This is a genomic window from Paenibacillus sp. YSY-4.3 (assembly GCF_054767475.1).
Genome location: NZ_BAABMC010000004.1, coordinates 448542 through 460909, shown reverse-complemented (window position 1 = coordinate 460909; position 12368 = coordinate 448542). Strand labels below are relative to the sequence as shown.

General features: G+C 52.1%; 11 protein-coding genes. 5 read left to right on the top strand and 6 right to left on the bottom strand.

Features of this window, described 5'->3' with window-relative positions; all coding sequences use genetic code 11:
- The first annotated feature begins 106 nt into the window (after positions 1–106).
- The 4 genes from ACYUJT_RS16440 to ACYUJT_RS16425 are packed head-to-tail and all read left to right on the top strand — an operon-like array spanning position 107 to position 2791.
- Positions 107–1414, top strand: coding sequence for a glycosyltransferase family 39 protein (locus tag ACYUJT_RS16440; RefSeq protein ID WP_460324099.1), 1308 nt, complete (start codon positions 107–109; stop codon positions 1412–1414).
- A complete protein-coding gene (locus ACYUJT_RS16435) occupies positions 1411–2115 on the top strand; it encodes a glycosyltransferase family 2 protein (RefSeq protein ID WP_460324097.1) in 705 nt (234 codons plus the stop codon). Before ACYUJT_RS16440 ends, ACYUJT_RS16435 begins: the two co-directional genes overlap by 4 nt.
- Positions 2116–2463, top strand: a complete 348-nt coding sequence (locus ACYUJT_RS16430) for a DUF2304 domain-containing protein (RefSeq protein WP_460324095.1) — start codon at positions 2116–2118, stop codon at positions 2461–2463.
- The gene (locus ACYUJT_RS16425; protein WP_460324093.1) at positions 2447–2791 is read left to right on the top strand and encodes an EamA family transporter; all 345 of its coding nucleotides are present in this window, start codon (positions 2447–2449) and stop codon (positions 2789–2791) included. The genes ACYUJT_RS16430 and ACYUJT_RS16425 overlap by 17 nt, the downstream gene beginning before the upstream one ends.
- A gap of 50 nt (positions 2792–2841) precedes the next feature.
- Here the strand turns inward: ACYUJT_RS16425 and abc-f are convergent, their stop codons facing one another.
- The 4 genes from abc-f to ACYUJT_RS16405 form a co-directional block, all read right to left on the bottom strand.
- Positions 2842–4698 carry a ribosomal protection-like ABC-F family protein gene (abc-f, locus tag ACYUJT_RS16420; RefSeq protein WP_460324091.1) on the bottom strand — a complete coding sequence of 619 codons (1857 nt, stop codon included), beginning with the start codon at positions 4696–4698 and terminating at the stop codon, positions 2842–2844.
- 387 nt (positions 4699–5085) lie between these two features.
- Positions 5086–6987, bottom strand: coding sequence for an ABC transporter ATP-binding protein (locus ACYUJT_RS16415; protein ID WP_460324089.1), 1902 nt, complete (start codon positions 6985–6987; stop codon positions 5086–5088).
- On the bottom strand, positions 6984–8711 hold the full coding sequence (locus tag ACYUJT_RS16410; protein WP_460324087.1) for an ABC transporter ATP-binding protein: 1728 nt from the start codon (positions 8709–8711) through the stop codon (positions 6984–6986). The genes ACYUJT_RS16415 and ACYUJT_RS16410 overlap by 4 nt, the downstream gene beginning before the upstream one ends.
- Positions 8708–9193 (bottom strand): MarR family winged helix-turn-helix transcriptional regulator, encoded by a 486-nt coding sequence (locus ACYUJT_RS16405; protein ID WP_460324207.1) that lies wholly within the window; start codon positions 9191–9193, stop codon positions 8708–8710. Before ACYUJT_RS16405 ends, ACYUJT_RS16410 begins: the two co-directional genes overlap by 4 nt.
- A gap of 204 nt (positions 9194–9397) precedes the next feature.
- Between ACYUJT_RS16405 and ACYUJT_RS16400 the strand changes: the two genes are divergently transcribed.
- Positions 9398–9574: a hypothetical protein gene (locus tag ACYUJT_RS16400; RefSeq protein WP_460324085.1), complete on the top strand. Its 177-nt coding sequence runs from the start codon at positions 9398–9400 to the stop codon at positions 9572–9574.
- A 713-nt stretch (positions 9575–10287) separates the two neighbouring features.
- On the opposite strand, the gene pdaA is transcribed toward ACYUJT_RS16400, so the two are convergent.
- Both pdaA and ACYUJT_RS16390 read right to left on the bottom strand, forming a co-directional pair.
- Positions 10288–11085 (bottom strand): delta-lactam-biosynthetic de-N-acetylase, encoded by a 798-nt coding sequence (gene pdaA / locus ACYUJT_RS16395; protein ID WP_460324083.1) that lies wholly within the window; start codon positions 11083–11085, stop codon positions 10288–10290.
- A 157-nt stretch (positions 11086–11242) separates the two neighbouring features.
- The gene (locus ACYUJT_RS16390; protein WP_460324081.1) at positions 11243–12292 is read right to left on the bottom strand and encodes an oxidoreductase; all 1050 of its coding nucleotides are present in this window, start codon (positions 12290–12292) and stop codon (positions 11243–11245) included.
- Positions 12293–12368: the final 76 nt, after the last annotated feature.

Here is a 12368-nt window from a genome sequence, read left to right as displayed (position 1 = left end):
GGATGCTTTATAATTATGGGATATTCTCCCATAATAGATAATATATGAACGTTGCTTATTTAAAACGCCGCAACTTGTTTATATATATATTTGAATAATTTCTAGAGTGGAGTTGAAGCTTTTGTTCGGAATTGGAGAAGTGAGCCGCGGGGCTAGGCTGTATTTAGTCGGCTTAATGGCCTTCGTCGGCATTGTTTCCTGTGTCGTGGTTTTGGCCTATAATGATTATTTTTTTCTTGGTGACCCACTAAAGCCTAACAATGATGACGTCAAATATATTCAGACCTCACGCCTTCTGCTAAATGAAGGCGTGCTTGCCTATAATACGGGAGACAAGCCGTCGGCCTTCATCATGCCCGGACTTCCGCTTATTCTAGCGGGACTCATGGCCCTGTTCGGTCAAGAGGACGGCGGGGTCATCGCTTACCGTCTGTATCAATGCGTCCTGCAAGTGCTGTCGATCTATTTGATCTTCTGGCTGGGCAAGCGCATCTTCAACACGCGCGCTGCCCTCGTTGCCTGTACGATCAGCGCGCTTTATTTGCCGGATTATTTCTCCTCCGGCGTCATTTTATCCGAAACGACCTTCAGAACGATCATTCTGCTCCTGGTATGCATCACGATTATCGCCCTGGAAAAAAATACGGCACGCTATTACCTCCTGCTCGGAGCGCTGACCGCAGCTGCCGCTTATTTCAAGCCCCATGCCTCCCTCTACCCTGCCGTGTTCCTTGTACTCTGGTGGAGGCATAGGCTTCCGTGGCGCCTAATGCTGAAATATACTCTGCTCATGGCCGGGGTGTATTTCTTCCTGCTCACTCCCTGGTGGATCCGGAACTGGCTGACGTTCCATGAATTTATTTTATTCACCAACTCCGGAGGCAGCCCATTCCTGCTCGGGACCCGAATCAATAGCCAGCTGCCGCCGGCGGGGTTCTTCGAGGCGTACCCGCAATACGATCCGAAGACCTTGTTTCAGGGCGCTGACCGCCTGGCCATTCAAAAGGGAAAAGACATTATCAAATACGGGTTTCAGCATGAGCCTTTGAAATACCTCTACTGGTTTACGCTGGGTCGATGGGTTGAGCTGTATTTTCATCCTTTCTACTCCCGCCCGATTTGGCCTGTCACGAGACCGGTCATGAATGTCATTCAAATCATCCTGATGGTCGTCAACATGCTCGGCATTTGCTGGGCTCTGCTTAAGCATCGCTGGGACAAGCTGCTCCCGCTCGTTCTGGCCCTCGGTTATTTCACCGTCATTTATATCCCGTTCGTCGCCTTTAACCGTTACGGCTATCCGAACATGATTCTGTTAATACTATTCGGGTCATATTTCGTAGAACAGCTTCTCGGGTACTTCAGCAAGCTTTATCACAATGGCTTAAGAAAAAGGAGGACGGTGACGCCATGAAGACTCTCATCATCATCCCGGCATATAATGAGGAAGGCAGCATAGCCGCCGTGATCGCGGATATCCGCCGGCATGTGCCGGAAGCAGATATTGTCGTCGTCAACGACGGCTCCACGGACCGGACGGAAGAAATCGCCAAGGCCAGCGGAGCCAGCGTCTTGACGATGCCTTACAACGTAGGGATTGGCGGCGGCATGCAGACGGGATATATATATGCCAGGATGCAGGGCTATGATGTGGCGGTGCAGATGGATGCCGACGGCCAGCACCCGGCGAAGGAGCTGCCTAAATTGATCGAGCAGGCGTCCAGATACGATCTCGTGATCGGCTCCAGATACGTGAAATCCACGTCATACCGCTCGCCGCATATGCGCCGCATCGGCATCATCTTTTTCTCCAAACTGGTCACGCTCATTACGAGGCAGCGGTTCACGGATACGACCAGCGGCTTCCGCGCAGCCGGGCGCAAAGTCATCGACTTGTATGCCAGCTATTATCCGATCGATTACCCGGAGGTGGAATCCCTCGTCTACCTCAAGCGCCATGGCTGCAAAATTACGGAGGTATCTACGGAAATGCAGCGGAGACAAGCAGGACGATCTTCCATCACTCCCGCAAGGTCTGTCTACTATATGATCAAAGTGACTCTCTCTGTCATTATGAGCGCAATGCGATATAATAGAACGGCGGTGATCAAATAGATGTTCATCAACATTCTATCCGTGTCGATAGCGATTGTTTTTCTCGTCATCGTTTTGGAACTCGTGCGAAGACAAAGGCTGAGAGAACAATATTCCCTGCTATGGATATTGTTCAGCATCGTGCTGCTCATCGTTTCATTCAATGTATCCTTGATGGAGTGGATTGCGGGCCAGCTTGGCGTAAAATACGCTCCGGCCGTTCTTTTCCTTTTCGGCCTTCTGTTCTGCTTTTCGCTCATACTTCATCTTACGATCGTCATTACCAAGCTGACGAGCCAGGTGCTCCGTCTGACTCAAGAAGTGGCGATCCTTAAAGCCCGGGAGGCTCTTTATGGAAAAAACAATTAGCTATGTGATGCTCTTCGGAAACATTCTGCTGCTAGTCACGGGGCAGGTACTCTTCAAAACCGGGCTGACGCGGTCAGGCGGGCTCGTATGGAACAAGCTGCTCCTGTCCCCGATGATTCTCGGCGGCATTGCACTTTACGGGCTTGCCACAATTTTGTGGTTTGCCGTCCTGACCCGCTTGCCGCTAAGTGTAGCTTATCCGATGCAAGCCTTCGCCTATGTTCTTGCACTTATTCCTGCTTACTACCTGTTTGGCGAATCCATCTCGGCTACCAAGCTGGCAGGTGTTGCCGTCATCCTGTTCGGCGTATACTTGCTGGCAAAATAACTACATATCCGCAAGCAAAAAAAGACGCCAAATGGCGTCTTTTTCTTCATCTATTCTAAAGTGGCAAGTGCTTTTATCTGCTCGCGGATATCGGCAATTGCCCTCATCAGTTCCTCCCGCTCTTCGGGAGAGTCCGACGCCTCACGCGCCATCAGGACAGCCAGCTCCAGCTCTAGGCGCTCCCGTTCATTCTCGGCCCACTGCCCGGCGGAATCCCGCCGGTTGATCCGATCCTTAGATTCATATTCCTCCACCGTGCCCGGGAACCATTCCGGCTCCTTCCTCTCATCCAGCATCAGCAGCCTGTTGCATACCTTGCGAGCCAAATATCTGTCATGCGTTACGATCATAAGCGCTCCCGGATATGCACACAGTGCTTCCTCAACGACTTCCCTCGTGTCGATGTCCAAATAGTTCGTTGGTTCATCGAGAATCAGGAGATTGGACTGTCCAAAAAACAGCTTTAGAAACGCTACCCGGCATTTCTCGCCCATGCTCAGATCTTCTATTTTCTTATATACCTCATCCCTCGAAAATAAAAAGCAGCCCAGAATCGTTCTTGCATGCGATTCGGTCATATCCGGCAGCACCAGCAGGCTGTCCAGAATGCTCATGCCTTCATCCAGGTTATGCAGCTCCTGCGCAAAATAGCCAACCTGAGCCTGCGGATGCAGAGCAACCGCTCCTGAAGACGGGGCGAGCTGGCCCGTTATCAGCTTCAGCAGCGTAGATTTGCCTGTTCCGTTAGGCCCCAGCACGCCGACCCGCTCCCCGCGTTCCACCTGCAGATTGAAGTGGCGGAACAGCAGGCTCTCATCGTAGCCGAAACCAACGTCGTTCATGCGCAGCAAGGTCGACGCCGCAAACGCACCCTCCTGCAAGTTCATGCGGAGCTTTTTCGCCTCACGGGGCTTCTCTACCCGATCCCGCTCCAGACGCTCCAGCTCCTTCTGCTTCGCATGATACCGCGAAATATTCTTCTTCGCCTTCGCCTTGTAGAAGCTCGCAGTGATGGCTACATCCAAATTATCCGCGCGGGCGGCCCGGTGAGCCTGATGAAACCATTCCTGGTAGCGACGGATCGATTGCTCTAGAGCCTGCTTTGCCTGCTCCTGCTTCTTGTACATCGTCATTTGGGTGCGCCGCTCGATTTCCTTCTGCTGCCGGTAATCGCTGTAGCCACCGGCATAGCGCCGGCATCCGTCTGGCTGCAGTTCCAGAACGGACGTAGCCGTCCGGTCCATGAATGTCCGGTCATGCGATACGTACAGGATCGTCCCTTCATAGGTTCTCACCCACTCTTCCAGGTCGTTCAGCGACTGGGTATCGAGATGGTTCGTCGGCTCATCCAGCAGGATGAACTTCGGCTCGCGAACCATCAGGGCAGCGAGCTGTGCTCTCGTCTTTTGCCCGCCGCTCAACCGGTCAAACGGCAAATTCCACAGCTCCGGCGTTAAGTTCATTTGCCCCAGGCGCTTCTCCGCTTTGACCTCCCAATCATAGCCGCCGAGCTGCATATACCGCTCATAAATCAAGCCGTATCGCTCCACGCTTGCCTCCGAGGCCTGACCCGATCCCATTTCGCCCTGCAATTGCTCCAACTCTTTCTTCACCTCATAAATTTCTCCGGATCTGGACTGCACGTATTCCAGCAGCGTTAATGGTGAATCGAGGTCAACTTGCTGGTCCATCCAGCCCCACTCTTCGAGCGGCAGTACCCTGTGAATACGCCCCTCCTCGAAGCTGATCTTGCCCAGCAGGCTCTGCAGCAAAGTCGTCTTCCCGGAGCCGTTGCGGCCGAACAGTGCCACCCGCTCTCCGCTGCCCACTTCAAACGAGACGTCAGTAAACAAAGCCTCCCCGTTCCATTCCTTCTTCAAGCCCTTAACCGTTAAAACCATCGTCATTTCACATCATCCCCCGTTTCGCGAATTTAAAGCGCAAATAACCGTGGCCAGCGGCACACGGTCGGATACGGTGAAATAGGGGTACGACCGTAAGCGGAAATAAAGCTTAAATACCCCATAGGGGCACGGGCTCAGTTTTCCACATGATCGTATCTGTCTTTTTGAGTACAAAAAAAGAAGACCCTAAGTCGACACACGTATCCCTGACCGGCTCCCGATACCTCGAGAGCGCCGCTTGCCTGCTGACAAGTTGTCTTATGGGAACGTGTTCTTACTCCATCGTCTAAGGGTCCTCCTGAATAGTTAAAATAATGGGTTTCTTCTTACTCTTTTATTATTACCATGAATTCCAATCGAGAGCAAGCTGCCTTTCCGGATTTTCCGGATTTACCCGACTTCGAGATCAAAGCCGCCTTTGGAAAATTGGCTGTTATACAGATCAGCGTAGAATCCGCCTTGCGCCAGCAGCTCTTCGTGGCTGCCCTGCTCGATGACCGATCCGTGATTCATCACCAGAATCAAGTCCGCATCCTTGATCGTCGACAAACGGTGCGCAATGACAAAGCTCGTGCGCCCCTTCATAAGCTCATTCATCGCTTTCTGGATATAAATCTCCGTCCGTGTATCCACGCTGCTCGTCGCTTCATCCAGGATAAGTATCGCCGGATCGGCGAGAACGGCCCGTGCGATCGTCAAGAGCTGTTTTTGACCTTGCGAGATGTTGGAGGCCTCTTCGTTCAGAATCGTATCATACCCGTCCGGCAACGTGCGGATGAAGTGGTCGGCATGCGCCGTCTTCGCCGCCTGGATAATCTCCTCCTCCGTCGCTCCTTCTCGCCCATAGGCGATATTGTCGCGAATCGTACCGTTGAACAGCCAGGTATCCTGAAGCACCATGCCGAATAGACTACGCAGGTTCCCCCGGCTCATCTCCGTAATATCGACCCCATCGACCGTTATCGAGCCGCCGTTCAATTCATAGAAACGCATCAGCAGATTAATCAGCGTCGTTTTCCCGGCGCCTGTAGGGCCGACGATAGCGATCGTCTGTCCTTTTGAGGCATGAATATTCATATCCTCGATGAGCACCGTTTGATCCTGATAACCGAAACGGACGTGATTGAAGGAGACCTCTCCCTTCGGTTCGTCAATTTGAACAGAGTGAATCGGATCTGGAACTTCCTCAACTTCGTCCAGCACCTCGAATACACGCTCTGAGGAAGCGACAGTGGATTGAATGATGTTGGCAATGTTAGCTGTTTGTGAGATCGGCTGGGTCAACTGTCTTGTATACTGGATGAATGCCTGAATGTCACCGATCTTGATCTTTCCCTTCAAGACCAGAATGCCGCCTACCACGGCAACAAGCACATAACCGATATTGCCAATAAAGCTCATGATCGGCATAATCACGCCGGAAATGAATTGCGCCTTCCAGCCCGCCTCATACAGCCGCTCGTTGATCTCATCGAATTGCTGGAGCGATTTCTGCTCGCGGCCGAATACTTTTACCACTTTGTGGCCGGTGTACATTTCCTCTACATGACCGTTCAGCATTCCAAGCTCCTTCTGCTGACGGACAAACTCGCGCTGGGAACGTTTGGCGATTGAAGTAATCGCCACGATGCTCAGCGGTATCGTCAATACCGCGATCAGCGTCATTAACGGGCTGATCGAGAGCATCATCACTATAACCCCGATAATAGTCAAAATCGACGATATCAGCTGTGTCATGCTCTGCTGCAGGGTGGAGCTGATATTGTCCATATCGTTCGTCACCCGGCTCAAAATTTCGCCATGCGTTCTTGCGTCATAATATTTAAGCGGCAGACGCGACAGCTTGTCGTTCACTTGCTTCCGTAAATTGTAGACCGTCTTCTGCGAGACATCCGCCATTAAATACTGCTGGAAGTAACTGAATAAAGCACTCAATAAGTACAATCCAAGCAAAGTAAGAATAATTCTCCCTATGGCATCGAAGTCGATGGCGGCCCCTGGAATCCCCTTCATTTTCCCCATGATTCCTTCGAACAGTATGGTCGTCGCATCCCCCATGACCCTCGGGCTAAGAATGGCGAACACCGTACTGAGGACCGCCATGAGAACCACGGACCCAATTTGCACCCGGAACGGACGCATATAAGTCATGAGGCGTCTAAGCGTGCCTTTGAAATCCTTCGCCTTCTCGGCCGGCATCCCCATTCCGGGCGGGCCGCCATGTCCCCGGCCTCCGCCGGGTCCGCCGAAACCGCCAGGTCTTTTTGCGCTTTGATTTTGGCTCTGGCTCATGCGATCTCCTCCTCTGAAAGCTGGGACAAGACGATTTCCCGGTACACATTGCATGTCTCCATCAATTCCTGATGCTTGCCGATCCCCGCGATTCGGCTCTCGTCCATTACGATGATCTGATCCGCATCCAGTACGGTACTTACCCGCTGGGCAACGATAATTACAGTAGATTCCTGAGTTTCCTGCTTCAGCGCGGCGCGCAGCTTGGAATCCGTCTTGAAATCAAGTGCCGAGAAGCTGTCGTCGAAAATATATATTTCCGCTTGGCGCACCAATGCCCGGGCAATGGAGAGACGCTGCTTCTGTCCGCCGGAGACGTTAGTACCGCCTTGCGCGATTGGGGAATTATACCCTTGCTCCATTTTGGAGATGAAGTCGGCAGCCTGGGCAATCTCCGCTGCATGCCGCACTTCCTCGTCGCTGGCATCCTCTTTGCCGTACCGGATATTGTCGCTGATCGTGCCTGTAAACAGAACGGCTTTCTGCGGAACGAAGCCGATTTTTGAACGCAGCTCGTGCTGGGACATGTCCCTGACATCGGTGCCGTTCACAAGCACGCGTCCTTCCTCCACGTCATAAAATCTCGGAACGAGATTGATTAGCGTGGATTTGCCGGAGCCTGTGCCACCGATGATCGCCGTCACCTCGCCAGGACGGGCCGCGAAGCTGATGTTCTGAATCGCCGGCTTCTCGGCGCCAGGATAGCTGAAGGACACGTTCTGAAACTCGACATGGCCTCTTTGCCCGTTCGCGGGAGCTGGAGCATCCGTATCCTTGATGACCGGAGCCATATCCAACACCTCATTGATCCGAACGGCCGAAGCCGACGCGCGCGGAATCATGACGAACATCATCGATACCATGACGAGCGAGAACATAATTTGCATCGCATACTGCAGGAAGGCCATCAGATCCCCGACCTGCATCATTTCCGCGTTAATACGAAGCCCGCCGAACCAAATGATCGCTACAGATGACAGATTCATCACCAGCATCATGACCGGCATCATGAAAGCCATAATTTTGTTCACTTTAATCGAGGTATCCGTCAAGTCATAGTTCGCTTGGTCAAACCGCATTTTCTCATGCTGGACGCGATTAAAGGAACGGATGACACGAATGCCGGTCAGGTTCTCCCGCATGACGAGATTCAATTTATCGATCTTCTTCTGGATCGCCTTGAACAGCGGAATTCCCTTTCTGGCAATTAGGAAAATAGCCAGCGCCAGCACGGGGAGAACCACCACAAAAATGAGCGACAGCGTCGCATCCTTGGAGACAGCCATAATGATGCCGCCAATGCAGAGCATCGGGGCCATCACCATCATTCGCAAAATCATGATCAGTACCTGCTGAACTTGCGTAATGTCATTCGTTGTACGTGTAATCAATGAAGCCGTCCCGAGCTTGTCGAATTCCTCCAGGGAGAAATTCTCGACATGATTAAATACCTTGGCCCGCAACAGCTTTCCGAATCCTGTCGCCGCCCGGGAAGCAAAATAACTGGCCACGATGGAGCAGAGCATTCCTCCAAGCGCTACCAGCAGCATAAAGGAGCCAACCTTCCATATATATGGTGTATCTCCGTTGACTACGCCAATATCCACGATATCCGCCATCAGCGTCGGCAGGTACAGCTCAGACAGCGATTGAAAAAACACCAGCACGAGCACGGCGAGAATCGGCAGCCGGAACGGCTTCAAAAACCGAAAAAGCTTAGTCATCGTCCATCATCTCCACTTTCCCTATATATATCGCGCTTCTCTTTCAAACCGGCCTCCAAATGCTCATAGACCTGTTCAAGCAGCGAGGCCAGCTGCTCCGTCTTGTCTTTGCCCAAATACTCATACAGCTCCTTGAATCTGCGGGCAACACTCTCCTTGGCCTGCTTCGTTACAGCCTTTCCCTCCTCCGTCAGCTTCACTCTGACAACGCGCCGGTCCTCCTGGTCGTTATACCTGATGACTAACCCCCCGCGCTCTAGATTCTTGATGAGCTGGGTAATGGTCGGCGAGGTAACCTCCATCAAGGAGCTTAGTGAAGAGACGGATGAGCCTCTCTCATCCTGAGTGCACCCATGCTGGATGCAGAACAGCATTTTGATCTCGCTATTGCTCCATCCGCCTATCGCCATCTTGTGCCAATCGGCACGGCGGAATCGGTGAACAGCCTCAATAAGTCGTTGGGCTACCGGATCGTCGCCCATAATCACGCGATCACCCCCTGTAAATTTGTTTATACTATTTAATAATTAGCATCCCTATTTATTAGTACACCTAATTATATTTCCGCCATTTTTCAAAGTCAAATATCCGGGAAGCAGCAAAGTATCCAGCTCGATACCGAGCCTACAAGCTTCCCGGGACACGAGAATGAGGCGGAAGGCAGAGAGTCGAGATGTGCAGCCGGGGTGAAGAGCCGGGGTATCGGGCGGGGCGGAAGAACGAGACGTGCGGCTGAGGCGGAAGGCTGGGGTGGAAGGCCAGACGTAAGGCTTAGGTGCAAGAACGGGGCGGGGTCGGGACATCAGATCGTGGTTCGAGGGGCGGGGCGGAAGAATGGGGCGGAGAGCCAGATGTACAACTGAGGCGTAAGAGCAGACGTAAGACCGGGACGTGCGACTGAGACCAAGAAAAGCTAACGAATCTCACAAGCGCTATTTGTTTAAAAATAGCCCTTGTCAAAATGTAACGAATCCGGAGAACGTTATTTCATTCTTTACTGCTCTAAACAGAAGATAAACGGCAAATAGAGTGGCTGAGATTCGTTAGAGTTAAAATAAGAGGCAGATATGCACAAATAACGTTGATGAGATTCGTTAGACTCCCTCGGGCTAACAGCCAGATGATACCAACCTCCTCCGAAGTGCATGGTGGGTTCGTCCGCACGGCGAGCACCTGGCCCCTTCACTACAGAATTTGCTTAAATAAGTTTCGCAGACAAAATTAGAAGCCAAAAATACAAAAAAACGGCAGCTTTGCCGTTTAGGTTAGATATCCGTAGAGCCCAGGGGGGATATCCCTATCTCTATTCAACATGCTTACGATGTCGACTCGACGAGGGGACAACCTTAACGGTATATTGCAATGCCCTGCCCGTTCACCCTCGCTCCCTGCGCGCGGTCTGCCCCCCCCCGATGTTCGCCTTTCCTCGCCATCAAATCAAAAAACGCCTATCGAGTAACGTAATCTCCAGGCTGCCATCCCCGGGCTGCTTCCACTTGAAAGCTTAAAATTTTATAAATACTCAAAAAAAACCCCGCCACAGGCGAGGCCTTAAACTGTATACTTCTGTTCTGTCCTAAAACGGCAGCTTAATTCCCTCCAACTCAGGGATCGCTCTGAATTCATAGCCTTGCCGCCTTGCTTCGTCGATAATGGCACCCAGCGCCTCCATGTTGTCCTTCGATACCGAGTGCAGCAATATAACAGCTCCTGGATGCAGCTGTCCCACCACTTTATTGTATGCATAGCTGCTTCCCTTCTGATCCTTCGTATCCCAGTCCTTGTAGGCTGCTGACCAAAATACGTTGGTGTAGCCAAGCTCCTTTGTCACCCGCAGCGTCCGTTCATTAAAGATACCCCGCGGAGGACGGAGATATCCCATATCGCTCTGCCCTGTCAAAACTACGATTTCCTTGTTCACCCGTTCAAGCTCTTCCTTGATCTGTGCATCGGAGATGGTCGTCATGTCCGGATGGCTCCATGAGTGGTTCCCGACAATATGTCCTTCGGCAGTCATCCGTTTCACGAGCGCAGGCTGATCTTTTACGAAATGCCCGGTTACAAAAAACATCGCCGGCACTTTCTTCGCTTTAAGCGTATCCAGAATCGGTGTCGTATAACCATTCTCATAGCCGTTATCGAACGTCAGGAATAAATCCTTGCGCGAGGTATCGCCCAGAAAAATTGCGCCATGCTTATCAACGATCGGCTTGAATCCCTCCTCATCGATGGAGGGAAGCTGACCGCCCACACTCCGCTTAAAGCCGAAATGATAAGGCCCGTCTGCCGCGGCCCAGGCCGAAGCTGCCGTCCCGACCGGTAAGATGCCCAGAAGACAGCAAACCGCCATCGCCGTCAACAACGCCATTCTCATCCTTGATTCTCTCCTTTTTTTCATCATAGTAGGTCATTGTATTTTCAGCTGTACGAGTAAAAAATATGCATCCCGCCACAACAAAGAAGGCTATCCCGCGCAGTCTCTTATACAGACTGGCTGAATAGCCATTCAAATATGTCCTTATTTTAAATCCTTAGCTTCGGTGATCCAGGGTAAGCACCTGCCCCTTAGAATGGCTCTCCATAGCCAGCTCGATAATCCGAATCACATCGCGGGCATCCTCGGCCAATACGGGCAACGGCTGCCCGGAGCTGATAGCATCAGCCAGCTTCCGGTAGAACGTTTCATAGCCTCCAAGCAGCGTCTCTACCGTACCGCTGACAGCCAGTCCGCCGATATCCGTGGTCAGCTTGCCGTAATTTGCCTCGTCATCCCTTCCCCAATTCTCGTCGCCAGGGCCTGATCCTTTCCGAAGCTGCGCTTCCTGCGGATCGAACCCGTGCTTGATGAAGCTGCCCCGATCCCCGTGCAGGATGAAGCGCGGGCCCTGTTCCCGCACCAATGATCCGGAGTGAAGGACGACTCGCAGGTTCGAATACCCGAGCACAAGGTGAAAATAATCATTAGTCTTGCCGCCTTTGCGTTCCTTGCGTAAATCTGCCCACACGGTATTCGGTTTCCCGAAAAGCGTCAAAGCCTGGTCAATCAGATGCGGACCGAGATCATAGAGGATACCCGAACCCGGTAAATCCTGTTCGCGCCAGCGTTCGGTCACTTCTGGCCGAAAACGGTCGAAGTGAGCTTCGTAGTACGAAATACTCCCCAGCACGCCCGAATCCAGCAGGCGGCGAATAGTCAGGAAATCATTATCCCAGCGCCGATTATGATAAACCGTAAGCAGCAGCCCCTTATCCCTGGCAAGCGCGATCAATCGGTCTGCTTCCGCAGCACTGTTCGTGAAAGGCTTCTCCACGACCACATGCTTGCCCGCTTCCAGCGCCTGGGCAGCATATCCATAGTGCGTCAAATTCGGGCTCGATACGACCACAAGCTGAATATCCGGATCGTTCAGCAGTGTCTCAACATCACTGTACACCTTAGCTTCGGGATAACTTTCTTTCACTTTAACCGGCTGCGAAGATACAACAGCGGCGAGCTTCATTCCCTCCGTCCGGTCAATCAGCGGAGCGTGAAATACGGAGCCCGATAAGCCGAAGCCAATAAGTCCTACCTGAATTACCATTCCTGTTCCTCCTCTGTCGCAAGTCCCCATTAGTAGTTTGTTCAATTAAATAATGCCCCTATTATACCATCGGACA

What these genes read in the sequence shown, in the direction of transcription:
- ACYUJT_RS16435 (WP_460324097.1), top strand. Translation starts at nt 1,411, where the DNA reads ATGAAGACTCTCATCATCATCCCGGCATATAATGAGGAAGGCAGCATA.
- ACYUJT_RS16430 (WP_460324095.1), top strand. Translation starts at nt 2,116, where the DNA reads ATGTTCATCAACATTCTATCCGTGTCGATAGCGATTGTTTTTCTCGTC.
- ACYUJT_RS16425 (WP_460324093.1), top strand. Translation starts at nt 2,447, where the DNA reads ATGGAAAAAACAATTAGCTATGTGATGCTCTTCGGAAACATTCTGCTG.
- abc-f (WP_460324091.1), bottom strand. Translation starts at nt 4,698, where the DNA reads ATGACGATGGTTTTAACGGTTAAGGGCTTGAAGAAGGAATGGAACGGG.
- ACYUJT_RS16415 (WP_460324089.1), bottom strand. Translation starts at nt 6,987, where the DNA reads ATGAGCCAGAGCCAAAATCAAAGCGCAAAAAGACCTGGCGGTTTCGGC.
- ACYUJT_RS16410 (WP_460324087.1), bottom strand. Translation starts at nt 8,711, where the DNA reads ATGACTAAGCTTTTTCGGTTTTTGAAGCCGTTCCGGCTGCCGATTCTC.
- ACYUJT_RS16405 (WP_460324207.1), bottom strand. Translation starts at nt 9,193, where the DNA reads ATGGGCGACGATCCGGTAGCCCAACGACTTATTGAGGCTGTTCACCGA.
- pdaA (WP_460324083.1), bottom strand. Translation starts at nt 11,085, where the DNA reads ATGAGAATGGCGTTGTTGACGGCGATGGCGGTTTGCTGTCTTCTGGGC.
- ACYUJT_RS16390 (WP_460324081.1), bottom strand. Translation starts at nt 12,292, where the DNA reads ATGGTAATTCAGGTAGGACTTATTGGCTTCGGCTTATCGGGCTCCGTA.